General features: G+C 36.0%; 18 protein-coding genes. 9 read left to right on the top strand and 9 right to left on the bottom strand.

Annotated features, from left to right (window positions below):
• The first annotated feature begins 32 nt into the window (after positions 1-32).
• The 5 genes from AWV75_RS02470 to AWV75_RS02450 all read left to right on the top strand — a co-directional run bounded on the left by AWV75_RS02470 (position 33) and on the right by AWV75_RS02450 (position 5,993).
• Positions 33-404, top strand: coding sequence for a DUF2946 family protein (locus tag AWV75_RS02470; protein ID WP_231737947.1), 372 nt, complete (start codon positions 33-35; stop codon positions 402-404).
• Between the two features lie 71 nt (positions 405-475).
• The gene (locus AWV75_RS02465) at positions 476-2,842 is read left to right on the top strand and encodes a TonB-dependent receptor (protein WP_060872848.1); all 2,367 of its coding nucleotides are present in this window, start codon (positions 476-478) and stop codon (positions 2,840-2,842) included.
• Entirely contained in the window at positions 2,842-3,165 is a 324-nt protein-coding gene (locus AWV75_RS02460; protein ID WP_060872847.1) for a hypothetical protein, read from the top strand. Before AWV75_RS02465 ends, AWV75_RS02460 begins: the two co-directional genes overlap by 1 nt.
• Positions 3,166-3,223: 58 nt before the next feature.
• Positions 3,224-3,760, top strand: coding sequence for a DUF4625 domain-containing protein (locus AWV75_RS02455; protein WP_060872995.1), 537 nt, complete (start codon positions 3,224-3,226; stop codon positions 3,758-3,760).
• 112 nt (positions 3,761-3,872) lie between these two features.
• Positions 3,873-5,993, top strand: coding sequence for a prolyl oligopeptidase family serine peptidase (locus AWV75_RS02450; protein ID WP_060872846.1), 2,121 nt, complete (start codon positions 3,873-3,875; stop codon positions 5,991-5,993).
• An 83-nt stretch (positions 5,994-6,076) separates the two neighbouring features.
• Here the strand turns inward: AWV75_RS02450 and AWV75_RS02445 are convergent, their stop codons facing one another.
• The 5 genes from AWV75_RS02445 to mtgA form a co-directional block, all read right to left on the bottom strand.
• On the bottom strand, positions 6,077-6,832 hold the full coding sequence (locus AWV75_RS02445; RefSeq protein ID WP_060872845.1) for an SDR family oxidoreductase: 756 nt from the start codon (positions 6,830-6,832) through the stop codon (positions 6,077-6,079).
• Between the two features lie 72 nt (positions 6,833-6,904).
• Positions 6,905-7,510, bottom strand: coding sequence for a DUF1684 domain-containing protein (locus AWV75_RS02440; protein WP_231737945.1), 606 nt, complete (start codon positions 7,508-7,510; stop codon positions 6,905-6,907).
• An 88-nt stretch (positions 7,511-7,598) separates the two neighbouring features.
• A complete protein-coding gene (locus AWV75_RS02435) occupies positions 7,599-8,072 on the bottom strand; it encodes a Dps family protein (RefSeq protein WP_002989390.1) in 474 nt (157 codons plus the stop codon).
• Positions 8,073-8,232: 160 nt separating this feature from the next.
• Positions 8,233-8,700, bottom strand: coding sequence for a hypothetical protein (locus tag AWV75_RS02430; RefSeq protein WP_060872844.1), 468 nt, complete (start codon positions 8,698-8,700; stop codon positions 8,233-8,235).
• 81 nt (positions 8,701-8,781) lie between these two features.
• Positions 8,782-9,480, bottom strand: coding sequence for a monofunctional biosynthetic peptidoglycan transglycosylase (gene mtgA / locus AWV75_RS02425; RefSeq protein WP_060872843.1), 699 nt, complete (start codon positions 9,478-9,480; stop codon positions 8,782-8,784).
• Between the two features lie 155 nt (positions 9,481-9,635).
• Here mtgA and AWV75_RS02420 point away from each other — a divergent pair, with 155 nt between their 5' ends.
• Together AWV75_RS02420 and AWV75_RS02415 are read left to right on the top strand one after the other, a co-directional pair.
• The gene (locus tag AWV75_RS02420) at positions 9,636-9,977 is read left to right on the top strand and encodes a type II toxin-antitoxin system RelE/ParE family toxin (RefSeq protein ID WP_060872842.1); all 342 of its coding nucleotides are present in this window, start codon (positions 9,636-9,638) and stop codon (positions 9,975-9,977) included.
• Positions 9,978-10,048: 71 nt separating this feature from the next.
• Positions 10,049-10,381 carry a helix-turn-helix domain-containing protein gene (locus AWV75_RS02415; RefSeq protein ID WP_231737943.1) on the top strand — a complete coding sequence of 111 codons (333 nt, stop codon included), beginning with the start codon at positions 10,049-10,051 and terminating at the stop codon, positions 10,379-10,381.
• A gap of 129 nt (positions 10,382-10,510) precedes the next feature.
• Here AWV75_RS02415 and AWV75_RS02410 read toward each other — a convergent pair whose 3' ends face one another.
• From AWV75_RS02410 to AWV75_RS02400, 3 genes are all read right to left on the bottom strand, one after another.
• Positions 10,511-11,230, bottom strand: coding sequence for a 3-ketoacyl-ACP reductase (locus AWV75_RS02410; RefSeq protein ID WP_060872841.1), 720 nt, complete (start codon positions 11,228-11,230; stop codon positions 10,511-10,513).
• A gap of 24 nt (positions 11,231-11,254) precedes the next feature.
• Positions 11,255-12,025, bottom strand: a complete 771-nt coding sequence (locus tag AWV75_RS02405; RefSeq protein ID WP_060872840.1) for a DUF3050 domain-containing protein — start codon at positions 12,023-12,025, stop codon at positions 11,255-11,257.
• A 90-nt stretch (positions 12,026-12,115) separates the two neighbouring features.
• The gene (locus AWV75_RS02400) at positions 12,116-13,294 is read right to left on the bottom strand and encodes an acyl-CoA dehydrogenase family protein (protein ID WP_002989400.1); all 1,179 of its coding nucleotides are present in this window, start codon (positions 13,292-13,294) and stop codon (positions 12,116-12,118) included.
• A 230-nt stretch (positions 13,295-13,524) separates the two neighbouring features.
• On the opposite strand from AWV75_RS02400, the gene AWV75_RS02395 reads away from it, so the two are divergent.
• Positions 13,525-14,634, top strand: a complete 1,110-nt coding sequence (locus AWV75_RS02395; RefSeq protein ID WP_060872839.1) for a TlpA family protein disulfide reductase — start codon at positions 13,525-13,527, stop codon at positions 14,632-14,634.
• Between the two features lie 205 nt (positions 14,635-14,839).
• On the opposite strand, the gene AWV75_RS02390 is transcribed toward AWV75_RS02395, so the two are convergent.
• Entirely contained in the window at positions 14,840-15,655 is an 816-nt protein-coding gene (locus tag AWV75_RS02390; RefSeq protein WP_231737941.1) for a DUF4349 domain-containing protein, read from the bottom strand.
• A 241-nt stretch (positions 15,656-15,896) separates the two neighbouring features.
• Here AWV75_RS02390 and AWV75_RS02385 point away from each other — a divergent pair, with 241 nt between their 5' ends.
• Positions 15,897-17,015 (top strand): TlpA family protein disulfide reductase, encoded by a 1,119-nt coding sequence (locus tag AWV75_RS02385; RefSeq protein ID WP_060872837.1) that lies wholly within the window; start codon positions 15,897-15,899, stop codon positions 17,013-17,015.
• Positions 17,016-17,065: the final 50 nt, after the last annotated feature.

The raw sequence follows: 17,065 nt of genomic DNA, 5'->3' as shown, positions 1-17,065 counted from the left end.
TAACTAAATATTCTGTAGTATATTTGTCACTTATGAGTAGAAAGAAAATGATAGCGAGAGTATTGTTAGTGGTAGCTTTTTTGTTTACCACCGTATTCCAATTGGTACATAGCTATCAACATATTTCTATTGCAGTTGCTTATGAACAGGAGCATCACACACATGCACATTACACAGAAGGACGAAGTGATCAAGGAGGCGTTCAGCTTACTGAAGACCACAGTCATATGGAGCATTGTTTTGCTTGTGATTTTATTCCCACTTCAGGATTAGAGCCTGTTCAAATAGAATGGCATGCAGTTGCTTATCAAACCATTCAAGAAGTACAAGAGGAGGTAACGTTGTTGTTTACCCCTTTATCTCACGTTTATTATTCCCTTCGCGCCCCTCCAGTATTGGTTTAATTATTTAGATTTTTTGTTAGACAATGTTATTGTCTGACCGCTATTTTATTAATTAAAACATACAGGATACAATGAGAATTCTATGTACATGGATAGTTCTGTTGTGCTCTTTTAGTATGCTTGCACAAGCGTTTACCTTAAAAGGAAGAGTGTCGGACTATCATGGAGAAGCCTTAATTGGCGCAACAGTTGCTTTTGAAAATCAAGCTTTTATGACAGATGAAAAAGGGAGATTTCAAGCAAAACCCATTGAAAAAGGAACCTATCAACTCGTTGTTTCTTACCTTGGTTATGAAACGTTAACAATGACTGTAAAGGTAGAAGCCAATCAAGAGTTGGATTTACATCTAAAAGAAAGTTCAACCCTGTTGGATCAGGTGGTGGTTTCTAGTCAGGCGAAACACAGCGTACAGCACGTCGATAAAGTATCCAATCAACAACTAGTAGAGAAATTCGCAGGTTCTTTAGCGAAAACACTAGAATCTGTAGCTGGAGTTAATTCGATGGATATTGGAGCTGGAGCTTCTAAACCCGTAATTCGCGGTTTGGGCTTTAACCGAGTTGCCGTGGCGGAGAATGGAGCTAAGCAAGAAGGACAGCAATGGGGAGCCGATCACGGTTTGGAAATCGATGCGTTTAGTACAGAAGAGGTAGAAGTAATCAAAGGAGTAGGAGCGATTGAATATGGAAGTGATGCGATTGGTGGCGTGATTAAGATTAACAATGAAAAAGTACCCCAAGTACATTCCTTTGATGGGAAAGCAATAGTTTATGGAAAATCAGTCAATGATGCAGTAGGTGCTTCGGTTCAAATCAAACAAAGAGGAGAGCGATTCTTCTATAAACTAAAAGTAACAGGACAAGATTACGCGGATTATCGCGTACCAATCAAACAAATTGATTATCTCAATACGATTATTCCTATTGAAGGCGGACGTATGAAAAATACAGCCGGAAATAATTTAGCGCTCTATGGGCAAATCGGGTATGTAGGTACGCAGTTTAAAAATATTTTGAGTATTAGTAATGTATACGATAAAAGTGGTTTCTTTCCTGGAGCACACGGTATTCCAAATATTGCTGCAGTTCAAGATGATGGAAATCACAGAAATGTAGAATTGCCCAATCAATCGGTCAATCACTTCAAGGTAACAAATACTGCTACTTGGGAATTCGATGCTAATCGAAAATTAAGTGTTCTATTGGCCTTTCAAAATAATAAAAGACAAGAAAATAGCTTGTTTCACACGCATTTTTCCAATCAAACACCTCCTGCAAATAATCCAAACCTAGAGTTAGAGTTTGTGTTGAATACATTTGATGCAGCGGTAAAATATGAGCATCTCTTTAGTAATGAACATAAATTGACAGTGGGGATTCAACAGAATTACCAAAACAATACCATTGGAGGATATGGATTCTTATTGCCTAAGTTCAATAAATTCGGAGTGGGTGCATTTGGAATGTATGAGTATTTTGTCAATGATCGCTTAACTTGGGAAGCTGGAATTCGCGCAGATTATGCGAGTGTACACGTAAAACCTTTTTACGATGAAATTCTATATGATTATTTAATCGATCGAGGACAATCCATAGAAACCGCTACAAATTACGCTCAACGCAGTCAAAAACAAGACCGTAACTTTAGTAGTTTCAATGGGATGATTGGAGCTAAATTCGATTGGACTGAACATTTTAATATTGCGGCCACGATAGGAACAAACTTCCGTTTTCCGACAGCAATTGAACTAGCGTCAAATGGAGTACATCACGGTGCTTTCCGCCATGAAAAAGGAAACCCAGATTTAGATCCTGAAAAAGGAATTGCCTTTGATTTCAGAGCGACCTATGAAACGAAAACATTTAGCACAACGATAAGTCCTTATGCTTACTATTTTACCAATTATATTTTCTTAAAGCCAAGCGGTACATTTTCAATCCTACCCGATAGTGGACAGATTTACGAGTATACCCAATCAAAAGCCTTAATTACAGGATTTGAGTGGAAAGCAGAGCAGCGTCTTTGGGATCGATTGACAGTGGAAGGAGTGTTTGAATTTATTTACAACAAACAAGTAGATAACGGTAAAAATGGGAATTACCCATTGCCATTTTCAACACCTGCTAATTTCTTTGGGCAGTTGAGTTATACGTTGAAAGATTGGAAAGTATTCCAGCAACCAGAAGTATTTGTCAATGGTAAATGGTATGCAGAGCAAAAGCGAATCGCACAAGGAGAAGAGGTTACCCCTAGTTCACAAAGCTATGGTTTGGGACTTTCTTCCACGATTCAGTTGGGGAGTGTAGCGGCCAAAGCAAGTTTAACCGCAACCAATATTTTTGATGCAAAAATATTGAATCACATGAGTTTTTATCGACCACTGGGGATTCCAGAATTAGGTAGATCTATTCAATTAATGATTCAAATACCATTTTAATGAAGAAAGCTAACATCAATGGTAGTAAATATGCTTTTTTAGTTGTTGTATTTTTTATTCCTCTAATTAGTAATTTACTGCATTATGTTATCATTGAACATGAGTTTGGACAGCGAAATCACGAAGTAGAATGGATTGACGGTAGTAAAGTACACTATTGCGATCAATACTTATTCAAGATTCATCCAGCCATTGAAGTACCAAGACTTTCTATTGATATTGTCCCCCTAGTTCTATACGAAACAACTGTTTTATTCATTTGCCAACTTGTAGAACAACGTGTAAGTTGTTTTTATTTTAATCGTGGACCACCCCTTGTGTAAAGAAGAAAAAAGGAAACAACAAAATAAACAAGAATGTAAACGATTAAAATTTAAAACAATGAAAAAATTACAATATTTAGCAATAGCATCAATAGCAAGTGTATTTACTTTTACTTCATGTTCAAGTGATGATAACACAGACACGGAAAAACCAGTCGTAGACTTAGTAGCACCAGCAGAAGGAGCTAAGTTAGAAGCAGGAAAGGATATTCACTTTGATATGGTGGTATCCGATAATGATGGTTTGGCTTCGTATAACGTAGACATCCACAATAATTTTGATGGACATAACCATTCAGGTGGGGATAACCATACGCATGCATTAGGTGTAAAAGAAGTTGCAGCTGAAGGAAAACCATTTGCCTTTAATAAAACATGGGATTTAGGAGGTGTAAAGAATGATAAAATTCACCACCATGAAATCATCATTGACGCGAATGCTAAACCTGGAGACTATCACTTTGTGGTAAAAGTATTGGATAAATCAGGGAATCAAACGATGGTATTTAGAAATATCGAAATTGTTGCAGCAGGAGAAGGAGATGGTGACCACGATCATGATCATGACCATGATGACCACAATCACGCACATTAAGTAGCCCGCCTTAATTGGTTTATATTTGTAGAAAGCAAGGTGTAATGCCTTGCTTTTGCATTTATTATTAATATATTTACTTTCACAGAAATTTAAAACAGAATTATTTATTATGAGAAAATCGTTTATGACACTTCTTGTAGCAACTTTGATTATTTCATGTAAAAATGAAGGAGCAAAGGAACAGGTGGCGGATATTCAATATCCTGAAACGAAAAAAGGAGATGTAGTTGATACATACTTCGAGGTTGAAGTAGCTGACCCTTACCGTTGGTTAGAAGATGACCGTTCCGAAGAAACTGCAGCTTGGGTAAAAGCACAGAATGAAGTAACGAACAGTTACTTAGCTCAGATTCCATTTAGAGATCAGTTGAAAAAACAAATGGAAGAAGCATGGAATTATGAAAAAATTGGTGCTCCATTTAAAGAAGGAAAATACACGTATTTTTTCAAAAATGATGGATTACAAAATCAATCTATTTTATACCGTAAAGATGAGAGTGGAAAAGAAGAAGTATTCTTAGATCCAAATAAATTCTCTACGGATGGAACAACTTCTTTAGGAAGTATTGATTTCTCAGAAGATGGAAGCAAAGCAGCTTACGCTATTTCTGAAGGAGGAAGTGATTGGAGAAAAGTAATTGTGATTGATGCAGAGACGAAAGAAGTAATCGGTGATACTTTAGTTGATGTAAAATTTAGTGGTGTTTCTTGGTTTAAAAATGAAGGATTCTATTATTCAAGTTATGATAAACCAGAAGGAAGTGAGTTGTCTGCTAAAACAGATCAACACAAATTATACTACCATAAGTTAGGAACTGCTCAAAAAGAAGATACCTTAATCTTTGGTAAAGACCAGAAAAGAAGATATGTAGGTGGATATGTAACAGGTGATAATCAATATTTAGTTATTACTGCTGCTAATTCTACATATGGAAACGAGTTGTACATCAAAGATTTGACAAAAGCAAATAGTCCAATTGTAACATTGGTAAATAACTTTGATAGTAGCAGTAGTGTTTTAGATAGCCAAGACGGTAAATTGTACATTGAAACAGATTTCAATGCTCCGAATTCGCGTGTGGTAACTGTGAATGCAGCAAAACCACAACAAGCAAATTGGGCTGATTTTATCGCAGAAACAGAAAATGTATTGTCGCCAACAAAAGGTGGAGGATATATTTTTGCTAGCTATTTAAAAGATGCTGTTTCGATGGTGAAACAATACGACTATGCAGGAAAAGAAATAAGAACAATTGAGTTACCAGGAATTGGAACAGCGAGTGGATTTGGAGGTAAAAAAGAAGATACAACGTTGTATTATTCATTTACAAACTATATCACGCCAGGAACAATCTATGCGTTAGACGTAAAAGATGGAGCTTCTAAAGTGTACGAACAACCAAAAGTGAAATTTGACGCTACTCAATATGAATCAAAACAAGTGTTCTATACATCAAAAGATGGAACAAAGGTACCGATGATTATCACGTATAAGAAAGGGATTGAATTGAATGGTAAAAATCCAACAATGTTGTATGCGTATGGAGGATTCAATATCAGCTTAACGCCATCATTTAGTATTGCAAATGCAATCTGGTTAGAAAACGGAGGAGTATATGCAGTACCAAACTTAAGAGGTGGTGGTGAGTATGGTAAGGCTTGGCACGTGGCAGGAACAAAAATGCAAAAACAAAATGTATTTGACGATTTCATCGCTGCTGCTCAATATTTGATTGACAATAAATATACATCATCTGATTTCTTAGCAATTAAAGGAGGATCAAATGGAGGTTTATTAGTTGGAGCAACGATGACACAACGTCCTGACTTAATGAAGGTTGCTTTACCTGCAGTAGGAGTATTGGATATGTTGCGTTACCATACCTTTACAGCAGGTGCTGGATGGGCGTATGATTATGGAACTGCAGAAGACAGCAAAGAAATGTTTGAATATTTGAAAGGATATTCTCCATTACACAATGTAAAAGCAGAAGCGTATCCTGCTACCATGGTAACAACAGGTGATCACGATGACCGCGTTGTACCAGCACACAGTTTTAAATTTGCTGCAGAGTTACAAGCAAAAAATAATGGACATAACCCAATGTTAATTCGCATTGAAACAAATGCTGGACATGGAGCTGGAAAATCAATAGCTCAACAAATTCAAGAGCATGTTGACTTACAAGCATTCACATTATACAGCATGGGAATAAAAAAGTTGAAATAAACCGTACAAGATTAAATAAAAAGGCTATCTCTTGCTGGAGATAGCCTTTTTTTATGTACTGTTTGCTCGTAGTGTTGAAGTAATTAATTTGCTTTTATTTTTGGAAAACCGCCATCTACACTGATTTCTGTTCCTACAATAAAAGAAGAATCATCGGAAGCGAGAAAAAGAACGGCTTGAGCGACCTCTAGGGCTTGTCCAAAGCGTTTAATCGGTACCTGAGGGGCAAAGGAAGTCGTAAACTGTTGAACCTGCTCTTCAGATAGATTAGAACGATCAAAGTAGTTGGTTTCGATTGGACCAGGTGAGACTGCATTTACTCGAATGTTTTTGCTGATAAGTTCTGCAGCAAAGGTCTTCGTAAAGGATTGAACTGCTGCTTTTGCGGCAGAGTAAACACTAGAATTGGCCATGCCAATTTCAGTAACAATCGATGTATTCAATACAATAGACCCCTTCGGACGTACAAGAGGGAGTACCTGTTGTACGGTGAATAAGGTCCCTTTTACTAGTACATCAAACATCTCATTATAATGCGCTTCATCGATGAGCTCCAAAGGCGCATATTTTCCAAACCCCGCATTGACAAATACAAGATCTAAATGGGATACCTGTTGACGGATTAAATCGTGCAATTGGATTAAATCTGTCATAGATCCTGCATCAGAAACAAACCCCAAGGTATTGTTTCCAATTTCAGCGACTGTTTGTTCTACTGTTTCTTTTGTTCGACCTGTGAGGATAACTTGAGCGCCTTGATCACTGAATAATTGAGCGGTTGCTTTACCTATACCACTTGTGCCACCTGTCACAAGGGCAATCTTTCCTTTTAATTTCATCTTTCTATCTTTAAAAGACCAAAAATAGGAGGATGATACAAACGCTACAATCCGTTTCTTGCTATGTTGATTTTAGTACTTATAATCTTTAATCCCTGCATTAATCTCCGCATTAATATCATTTTGTGGTGGTGGAATTGGGCATGAGAATTTTGGATTATACACACAGTATGGATTATACGCTAAATTGAAGTTCAAAATAATGGTTTCTCCTTCGGGAATTTCTAAATCGATATATCGACCCCCACCATAGGTACTAACGCCTGAAGTTAAATCAGTGAAAGGCAGGAATAAATGCTTTTCATATTCTTTCTGATTGCGCAAGTTCACATCTTGGAATAAATCTAATTTTTGAGGTTTACCATTCAAAGTAAAAGAAGCTTCTCCGTATTTGACATAAATGGGTTTGCGCTCGGTTGTTGTTGGCATCTCAAAAGGCACTTCGCCTGGAGTTCGAGTGAATTGAGCTTCAATTATAAAGCGTTCATTCACGGGGAAGAATTCGAGGCTAACAAATTTCTTTAATGCATCAGGCACTAAAGGTGAGGTTTCTTTATTTGCGAATTCTTTATTTAAGCTTTTTTGAAATAAAAGTGCTTTTTCTGTCTCCGTTTGGGGTGAAGACGTACAAGCGTACTGTAATAGAATGACAGCACCAAGCATAATCAATCGTTTCATTGTTTTGTTGTTCTGGGTTGGCTGTAAAAATAGCAAAAAAGGTTTGCCTTTTAAAGACAAACCTTTATAATAAATCAGAACAGCAAGATTACTTGATGTGCGCGCGTAACATCCAAGCTGCTTCTTCGTGTTTTTCTAATAATCCCGTTAAGAAATCAGCTGTACCTTGATCGTGCATATCGTCAATGGCATCGATGTTCTCTCTTAAATAGATAATAATGGCTTCGTGATCTTTGCACAAGTCTTTAATCCATGAAGCACTGTCGTTGCCTTGATTATCTCTTGATTCAGATAGTTGGGTCAAAGCAAGATATTCTTTTAAGCTACTAGGCGCATAATGTCCTAAATGGCGGATTCGCTCTGCAATAGCATCTACGTCTACAATGATAGCTTCATATTGCGATTGAAAGAATAAGTGCATGGAATGAAAATCAATTCCTTCTACATTGTAATGTGCATTTCTTGTTTTAGTATAAAGCACGAATTCATCTGCTAATAATTTAGCAAGCTTGTCTGTGATTTGTTGTCTTACGTCGTCTTTTAAACCAATGTTTGTTTTCATAGTATTTGATTTTAGTTGCTTACAAATTACAAAAAAAATAGAGATTAATCCCTATTTTATATGATAAATAAAAGGTAAAATTATCTTTTTTGGATAAAAAGATAAAATTTGTGTAGCATGTGCATAAAAAAAAGGATCTGTTTCCAGATCCTTCACATGATTATTTTTTCAATTTATCAGCAGCATTTTCTAAGCCTTTTTTAGCTTCTTTTGCTGCATCATTTACATTTTCTTTGGCTTTGTCTGCTTTCTCTTTCGCCTCATCTTTCATTTCATTCACTTTGCCTTTTGCCTCATCTAGTGATTTTGCAGCGTCATCTTTCAATTCTTCCGCTTTATCACCTACTTGGTTCACTACTTCTTCTGTTTTATTTTTAGTAGCTTCCCATGCTTTTTGTGCCTCGTCTAGTGTTTTTCTAGCTGCTTCTTCAGCGGCCTTGTCACCACTTTTTACTGCTTCCTCTACTGCTTTTTTCGCTTCATCAAATTTAAGCTCAGCTTCGGATTTAGCTTCTGTTAATTCTGTTGTTGGAGTAGTTTCTGATTCTACAGCTCCAGACTTCGTGTCTTTACAAGATGTAGCGAAAAGTAAACCACCAATAGCTAACGATAATACAATTTTTTTCATAACAAAAATAATTTAAGTTTGACTACAAGTTAGGAAAAATCTAGTTTAAATGAAAATTTTTAACTAAAAACGTGGTATTTTTTACTTCTGTTTCTTTTTCTTCAAATCCAATGGGCCATAACCCTTGATATAACGAGAGATGGTTTGTTTTCTCTTGCTCACATAAGGACCTGAATTTACAGGATTATAACGCCTTGGACTTGGTAAGATTACTGCTAGTCCAGCTGCCTCATTAACGGTTAGTTTCGCCGCACTTTTCTTATACCAATGTTGGGATGCTGCCTCAGCTCCATAAATACCATCCCCCATTTCAATGCTGTTGAGGTATACTTCTAAAATGCGCTCCTTCGACCATAACAATTCTATCAAGGCTGTGAAATAAGCCTCAAATCCCTTGCGAATATAACTTCGACCAGGCCATAAAAAAACGTTCTTAGCGGTTTGTTGTGAAATGGTACTGCCGCCTTTGATGCGTTTTCCCTTTTCATTGTTCTTCATCGCCTTTTCAATTGCTTTGAAATCAAAACCATTATGGCTTAGAAAATGCCCATCTTCACTTACAATAACGGCTTTCTGTAAATAAGGACTAATTTGATCTAAGGAAACCCAATCGTGTTTCAATGTAAAAGATTTGCCTTCCTTCTTTTGATCGTATAACCGAATAAACATCAAGGGTGTATAGGGTACAGGAACAAAGCGAAAAAAGATAACAGAAAAGATGCTTAATGCAAAGAACCACAACACAAGCTTCAGAATAAAGCGTAAAAGTTTGCGAACCATAGATTTATAACGTATAAAAACTGGTACAAATGTACTAACATATTGCGAAATGCAATTCATGGAAGTAAAAAAAAATAGAAAAAAATACATCTAAAAGTTTACAATATTGTAAACTTTTAGGTACATTTGTATCAGTATAAAATGAAAAATGATGTATGAGGAACAACCAAATTTTGTATCTCACAGAGATACTAACATTTTTAGATAGCATTGATCCAAAAGCTAGTGCAAAGATTATTTATAATATCCAAAAGGTATTGCATGCTAATTTTTTAGATAGTGATTTATTCAAAAAGTTAGATGATGAAATTTGGGAGTTCCGAACTCTTTATAGTGGTGTGCAATATCGTTTACTTGCCTTTTGGTGTCCTTATACTGAGTCTCTTATAATTGCTTCGAATGGTTTTATTAAAAAAACACAAAAGACACCGTTAAAGGAATTGAATCGAGCGAGGCTCATTAGGAAACAGTATTTGTTGGCCTATGAGAAAAAGTAATTGCTACTAATAGAAAAAAGGAGTTTTAATTTTATATTACACATTTAGTAAATAATATTTAGTTTGACATTATGAAACATTCTACCAATAACAAACCCATGGAACTTATAACAAATGATCAAATGATTGATCGATATATTGGTGAAATAGGCACTATCGAGAGGGAGGATTTTGACGCTAGTGTTAGCATTGATAAATTAGCCGCAGCTATTAAAAGATTAAGAAAAGAAAAGAATCTAACGCAAACTCAATTAGGAGATTTAATTGGAGTTAAAAAAGCACAAATTTCGAGAATCGAAAGTTCTACCCTAAATATAGGTTTATATACTTTACATAAAGTATTTCAAGCTTTGGATGCAAAATTAACGTTCAATGTAGAAAGTGATATTTCTTTAGACGTTTAAAAAAATTGGAGTATTCATAGGTAATTCATCTTTTGTTGTTCTTAGGTAAGGGGCATTATCTTTAGGCAGCTATTTAAAAACGATAATGACCAGAAAGAATACTGGTCATTATCGTTTTTTGAGGATATATTATATGGGATTTGTTGTCCACAAAGAAGCAGTTTTCAACATCGCTCTTCTTGGTAATTTTAGTGTTGCTACCAGCAACTCCGCAAAATCTTCCGGTTGTAAGATATGATCTGGGTTACCATCTGTTAAACCTAGTTCAATGGACATATCCGAAGCAATGGTACTTGGTGTTAACGTACATACGCGGATATTGTTTTTGCGAACTTCTTTCATTAGGGATTCAGATAAACCGATAACCGCAAACTTAGAAGCTGAATAAGCAGAAGTTGTTGGATTTCCATTTAATCCTGCTGTAGAGGCCACATTGAAGATATCCCCCTCATTTTGTTGAATCAGATGCGGTAATACCTCACGGGTTACGTTGTAAACTCCCATCACATTCGTTAACAAGATCTCTTCCCAACGATCAGCGGGCATATCTACAAATTTTCCAAATTCAGAAATACCTGCATTGTTGACCAAAATATCGATTCCACCTAAGAAATCAATAACTTTTGCAATTTCAGTGCGAACAGCTGGTTTATCTACGACATCAAATACAGCATACGTAGCTTTTACACCTAATGCTGTTAACTCCTCTACCGTTTGTTTGAGGCGTTCTTCGTTTCTACCTGTGATTGCCACGTTAATTCCTTCTTTTGCAAAGGCAAGTGCTGTAGCCTTTCCTAATCCTCTACCACCACCTGTGATAATTGCATTTTTTCCTTTTAATTGACTCATAGCCTTGTGTTTTTATAAATAGAATTAATTTGCTTCAATAGCGCGTTCGATTGCATTCCACAAACCATATCGTTTGATTAAAGCTTCTTTGGATACGCGAATCACCTCTTGCCACTTTTGTTCATCTGAACCACATAGTTCCGTAATCATTTGCATCGCCATAGGACCATGTTCATCACCATCTAATTCAATGTGTCGCTCAAAGTAATAAATTAATTTGGACAAGTCTGTTTCTGGAAAGTTAAGTTGAAATCCTTTTAGGATGGCAGTAAACATTTCAGGAATTAAATCTTCACGACCAAAAGTAAAAGCCGCAGCAATTTCATGCGGTTTCCCTTGCGCAATGATGTCAAAAGTAAAAGTCAAGAAGTCTTTAATATCTTGATCCACAGCTAATGCAGCAATAGCTTGTTCGATGCTTTTTCCCTCTTGTAGTTGAGCTAAAAAAGCATTTATGATTTGTACATCGGCTTGAGCATCACGCATCGCATCCACATACATTTCAAAATGGCTCAAACGCTGTCCATCCATGGCTAGATCGGATTCCTCCGCTAAGACAATCTCGTTGATTAAATAACGCGTCTGTGGATAAGGAGAAGCGAACCAAGGCGTAGTTGTACACGTGAGCTTTTGCTGTAAGGCTTTTAACAGGGACATAAAATCCCATACTGCGTATACATGGCCTTCCATGAATTTTTGTAAATGGGCAACAGTAGTAATTTTTTGATATAATGGATGCTCTAATAAAGCTTGACGTTCTGGAGTAATCAGTTGATTAACGGTTTGAATATTCATAATGATTAAAAGATTTATACAAAAATAAAAAAGCTTCTCGGTAAGGAGAAGCTCTTTATATAAAGTTTATCTATTTTGTTATAAGCTAGACTACTTGAATGCAGGGAATCCTGTTACATCCATACCTGTAATTAACAAGTGGATATCATGTGTTCCTTCATAGGTTACAACTGATTCAAGGTTCATCATGTGACGCATAATAGAATACTCACCTGTGATTCCCATTCCTCCTAACATTTGACGTGCATCACGTGCAATTTCTAATGCCATATTTACGTTGTTGCGTTTTGCCATAGAAATCTGAGCTGAAGTTGCTCTTCCTTCGTTTCTCAAAACACCTAAACGCCAAGTTAACATTTGTGCTTTAGTGATCTCAGTGATCATCTCAGCTAATTTCTTTTGCTGTAATTGTGTAGCTCCAATTGGTTTGTCAAATTGGATGCGCTCTTTTGAGTAACGCAAAGCGGTATCATAACAGTCCATTGCAGCTCCAATAGCTCCCCAAGCAATTCCATAACGAGCAGAATCTAAACATCCTAGTGGTGCTCCTAATCCTGATTTGTTTGGTAATAAGTTTTCTTTAGGAACTTTTACGTTGTCAAAAATAAGCTCTCCAGTTGCAGAAGCTCTTAATGACCATTTGTTATGCGTTTCTGGAGTTGTGAAGCCTTCCATTCCTCTTTCAACGATTAAACCGTGAATTCTACCTTCTTCGTTTTTCGCCCAAACTACAGCGATATCTGCGAAAGGTGCATTTGAAATCCACATTTTTGCTCCATTTAATAGATAATGATCCCCCATATCTTTGAAGTTGGTAATCATTCCAGATGGATTTGAACCATGGTCTGGCTCAGTTAAACCAAAACAACCGATCATTTCTCCAGTTGCTAATTTTGGTAAGTATTTATTGCGTTGTTCTTCGTTTCCATATTTCCAAATCGGATACATCACTAAAGAAGATTGAACAGACGATGTTGAACGTACACCTGAATCACCTCTTTCAATTTCTTGCATAATTAAACCATACGAAATTTGGTCTAATCCTGCTCCGCCGTATTCTGTTGGAATATAAGGACCAAATCCTCCAATTTCAGCTAATCCACTGATAATTTGTTTTGGGAATTCTGCTTTTTGAGCATATTCTTCAATAATTGGAGATACTTCTCTTTTAACCCATGCTCTCGCTGCATCGCGAATCAATTTGTGCTCTTCTGTAAGCAAATCATCTAAAAGATAGTAATCTGGCGCCTGAAATAAATCTGGTTTCATAATATTCTTAAGTTTATCAGTTGTGACAACAAAAATAAGTAATATTTACATATGTGCAATTTTTGGGCGTGAAAGTATAGCTAAATTGCCGTTATTTTACCTGATAGGGGTAGTTATGACCATTTTCTTGAATTCAAACACTCTTTTTGTTTGAGATGCGTTTTTTGCTTATATTATTTGTTAAAATAGAGTAAATTGCTTGTTGAATTTTAACCACCAATTTAAAAATTATGATTAAAAAGCTAGTATTAGGTTCTGCTATACTGCTAGTAGCAAATGCCTTTGCACAGGATGAACTTCATTTTAAAGGAAATATAAAAGGAATATCGAATGATGCACAAGTTTGGCTTAGTGTAGGAAAAGAACAAAAAGAGATTGAAGTCAACGATGGCGTGTTTGATGTTCGTATACTCCTTGAAAGACCCGAATATGTTTACCTCTATGTTCAGCAAGGGAATGATTTTAGGTATACTTCTTTTTATCTTGGCAATGAAGACGTGACTATTGAAGGGAATATAGCTGATTTTCCGATGAATATTCAAGCAAAAAACTCTCAGCACGATGCCTTGCGCTACCAAGATTATTTAGAAACAAAGGATTTGCAGGCGCAAATAGATGAATTGAATGATGAAGCGTATGAATTAATGGAAGGAGGAGCGGATAGAGATAGTTTATATGAAGTGTATATGGGCGTTCCTTCGGGTAAAATTACGGTATTGGAGGCGCAGATAAAAGCAAAAGAATTCGATTTTATTAAAAAAAATATCAATACGGATTATGGACGTTCAAAGCTTGTATTCACCACCGATGATTTTACTAGTGAACAATTTAAGATATTAACGGCACTTGTAGAACCGAAATATAAAAACACCAAAGAAGTACAATACTTGCAACATTTGGCTGATTATCCAGTGTTAGAAGCTGGGGATAAATACTATGATTTTAAAGCATTGGATTTGAATCAGCAAGAAGTTTCGTTTTCTTCTCTTTTTAAAGGGAAATATGTCTTACTTGATTTTTCAACCCTGCACTGTAGTTATTGTCAAACAGAGGCACCTCTAACGGCTGAAATAGCAGAACAACTGAAAGCGAATATGGATCATATCACTTATTACGTTGATGAAGATAAGGAAGGCGTCCAGAAGTATTATGAATTGAAAGGAAAAAAGGGACAGGTGCTGTGGAATAAAGAAGGTCGATTTCATCCAATACAAGCCCAATATCGAGTGAGCACTACTCCGAGTTATGTATTATTTGATCCCAAGGGAAAAGTAATCGCCAAATGGGTAGGGGCGCAACAAAATTTTCAAGAAAAGTTAGCACAATTAATCAAAAAATAGAAAAAAAAGCTGTCTTACTAGATAGATTTTTTTAGAGTAAATTTAAGTGGTAACGAACCGAACGGCCTGCTCTTGTTACCACAAGAAATTGTTTCTCTACCAAATCTTGTAAATCATGAGCCAATTATTAATCTTAATTGGCTCATTTTTTTATAATGTATTGATTTATATGGTTTTAATATAAATTCTAATGAAAGGAGAAAACTTACTTATTTTGGAGTTTTCTGCGTCTTATTTTTCTTCTGACAAAGAAGAGAATGGCTAGTAGGATTAGGATAAACGGCCAAATGTAGAATAAACCAAGGGTAAAGGAAACGAGGTTGTCCCATCCTTCTCCGATTGCGGTGGTGAATTCTGAACCAAATGTGGTGGTCGCAGTCTGTTTCTCATAAAATACAGCTGTTAAGGTACTATAAGCAATACTGCTTTTTAAGTAGTTCAATCGTCCTTCATAGGATTCAATATCTGAACGCAGTGCTTCAATTTCTTTTTCAATTGCTAAGATTTCTTCTACTTTATTGGCTTTACTCAATAAAGCTTTGTAGCGATTTTCCAACTCTTTTTTTGTTTGAAGACGCGATTCTACATCAATAAATTCTTCCGTAACATCTAACGCTTTGATATCTTGATTGTCTACTTTTTGCGCTGCAGTAGTAATCTCTGTTAGTAGTTTCTCAAAGTTTTCAGCAGGAATGCGCAACGTGAGGGTATAAACGGATTGATTAGCATAAGTTTCGGATTGGTCTTGTGCAAGATATCCTTTGTAAGTGGCCAAGGCTGCTGTAATTTGTTTGCGCGTTGCTGCAGCATTAGCTGTTTCAAAGCGAATACTTCCTTCTTTGATGATTTTGCGCTCAACCGTTTGTCCAGCTTCTAAATTTTTAGCAGGAGATGAATCGGTATCTGCAAGACTGAGATAATCTGCCGTTTCAGCCGCTACACTGTCGTATTTCTTATTACAAGAAGCGAGTGTTAGTAGGAAGATTACTCCTATAACGGTGTGGAATACTATTTTTTTCATAGCGTTTTTATTTAAGTTATAGGAGGTTGCTTGCCTAGCATGCATCCAACTTACTTGGATTAAAGGTATAAAAAAGATAGCTACACTTGTGAAAGGAACTGCGGATTTTGAGATAAATCACTAGATTTAGGGAGGGAAGACAAAAAATAAAAAGTTGTTGAGAAGTGTTTAGACTATAAGTTAATAGTTAATCATAATAGCTTAAATTGCAGGCCAACAAAAAATTTAATACAACTAAATAATGAAAAAAATACTACTCTTGTTTTTAGTTTTTGGTATCTCAACGTTAACCTTAGCGCAAGAAAAATTGCGTCTTCATGGAAAATTAAAGGGATTAACTGAAGATGCTAAATTAAGTTTATCTGGTGGTAATGAGGAAATAGAGTTTCAAGCAAAAGATGGAATATTTAACGTTGAAATGGAATTGGATGAGGCTCCAACCTCTATTTACTTGTATGTTGAACAAGGAGGGGATTCCTATTATACGAGTTTTTTTGTAGGAAATGAATCGGTTACTATCGAGGGGTCTATTGCTGATTTTCCTCATCATATTGAGGCATTAGGTTCTCAATATGATGGTGTTCGTTATCAAAATTACGTAGTTAATAAAAAATACAATGACGAGATAGAGCAATTGCAAGTAGAGGCACAAGACCTTATGCAAAAGGGAATTTCTTCTGATAGTATTGCATTAGCCTATTATAGTAATGTTGAACCCTTAGGAAAGGTGCAAAAAATTCTTAAGCAAGTGGAAGAGAATGACTATGAATTTCTAAAACAGTATATCAATACTGCTTATGGGAGATCTATGCTGCCATTTACTACGGAAAGTTATACAACAGAACAAATGAAAACGTTGCTAGATTTAGTTGAACCTCAGTATAAGAATACGAAAGAAGTTGCGTTTTTTCAAGCATTAATTGAATATAAAAGACTAGAAGTAGGGGATAAATATTACAATTTTACGGCGTTGACAAGAGAAGGACAGACCGTACAGTTTAGTGATTACTTTAAAGGGAAGTATGTACTGCTCGATTTCTCAACGATGCATTGTGGATATTGTCAACGAGCGGCACCTCAGACAGCCAAGATAGCCGAGGAACTAAGTGCAAAAATGGATTATGTGACGTATTATGTTGATAATTTTCCTATAACTATGGATATGTATTATGAGTTAAAAGGAAATAAAGGTGTTTTGCTGTGGAATAAAAATGGACGTTTAGATCTAGCTATAGCGAAGTATAAACAACGCGGAACACCTCATTACGTTTTATTTGATCCGGCGGGAAATTTGGTCAATGTTTTGGAAGGGTATATTGAAGATTTTGGTGATATATTAAAAGAATGGATACAGTACTAAATTAAAAAATGTCCTTCGGTATGAAGGACATTTTCATTTGAAATTTAGAA

The sequence above is a fragment of the Myroides odoratus genome (genome assembly GCF_001549985.1).
Taxonomy (GTDB): Bacteria; Bacteroidota; Bacteroidia; order Flavobacteriales; family Flavobacteriaceae; genus Flavobacterium; species Flavobacterium odoratum_A.
This window is presented reverse-complemented; position numbering and strand designations above follow the sequence as displayed.

Excerpts from the sequence above, each read along its gene's own strand:
- AWV75_RS02470 (WP_231737947.1), top strand. The coding sequence starts at position 33 with ATGAGTAGAAAGAAAATGATAGCGAGAGTATTGTTAGTGGTAGCTTTT.
- AWV75_RS02465 (WP_060872848.1), top strand. The coding sequence starts at position 476 with ATGAGAATTCTATGTACATGGATAGTTCTGTTGTGCTCTTTTAGTATG.
- AWV75_RS02460 (WP_060872847.1), top strand. The coding sequence starts at position 2,842 with ATGAAGAAAGCTAACATCAATGGTAGTAAATATGCTTTTTTAGTTGTT.
- AWV75_RS02455 (WP_060872995.1), top strand. The coding sequence starts at position 3,224 with ATGAAAAAATTACAATATTTAGCAATAGCATCAATAGCAAGTGTATTT.
- AWV75_RS02450 (WP_060872846.1), top strand. The coding sequence starts at position 3,873 with ATGAGAAAATCGTTTATGACACTTCTTGTAGCAACTTTGATTATTTCA.
- AWV75_RS02445 (WP_060872845.1), bottom strand. The coding sequence starts at position 6,832 with ATGAAATTAAAAGGAAAGATTGCCCTTGTGACAGGTGGCACAAGTGGT.
- AWV75_RS02440 (WP_231737945.1), bottom strand. The coding sequence starts at position 7,510 with ATGAAACGATTGATTATGCTTGGTGCTGTCATTCTATTACAGTACGCT.
- AWV75_RS02435 (WP_002989390.1), bottom strand. The coding sequence starts at position 8,072 with ATGAAAACAAACATTGGTTTAAAAGACGACGTAAGACAACAAATCACA.
- AWV75_RS02430 (WP_060872844.1), bottom strand. The coding sequence starts at position 8,700 with ATGAAAAAAATTGTATTATCGTTAGCTATTGGTGGTTTACTTTTCGCT.
- mtgA (WP_060872843.1), bottom strand. The coding sequence starts at position 9,480 with ATGGTTCGCAAACTTTTACGCTTTATTCTGAAGCTTGTGTTGTGGTTC.
- AWV75_RS02420 (WP_060872842.1), top strand. The coding sequence starts at position 9,636 with ATGAGGAACAACCAAATTTTGTATCTCACAGAGATACTAACATTTTTA.
- AWV75_RS02415 (WP_231737943.1), top strand. The coding sequence starts at position 10,049 with ATGAAACATTCTACCAATAACAAACCCATGGAACTTATAACAAATGAT.
- AWV75_RS02410 (WP_060872841.1), bottom strand. The coding sequence starts at position 11,230 with ATGAGTCAATTAAAAGGAAAAAATGCAATTATCACAGGTGGTGGTAGA.
- AWV75_RS02405 (WP_060872840.1), bottom strand. The coding sequence starts at position 12,025 with ATGAATATTCAAACCGTTAATCAACTGATTACTCCAGAACGTCAAGCT.
- AWV75_RS02400 (WP_002989400.1), bottom strand. The coding sequence starts at position 13,294 with ATGAAACCAGATTTATTTCAGGCGCCAGATTACTATCTTTTAGATGAT.
- AWV75_RS02395 (WP_060872839.1), top strand. The coding sequence starts at position 13,525 with ATGATTAAAAAGCTAGTATTAGGTTCTGCTATACTGCTAGTAGCAAAT.
- AWV75_RS02390 (WP_231737941.1), bottom strand. The coding sequence starts at position 15,655 with ATGAAAAAAATAGTATTCCACACCGTTATAGGAGTAATCTTCCTACTA.
- AWV75_RS02385 (WP_060872837.1), top strand. The coding sequence starts at position 15,897 with ATGAAAAAAATACTACTCTTGTTTTTAGTTTTTGGTATCTCAACGTTA.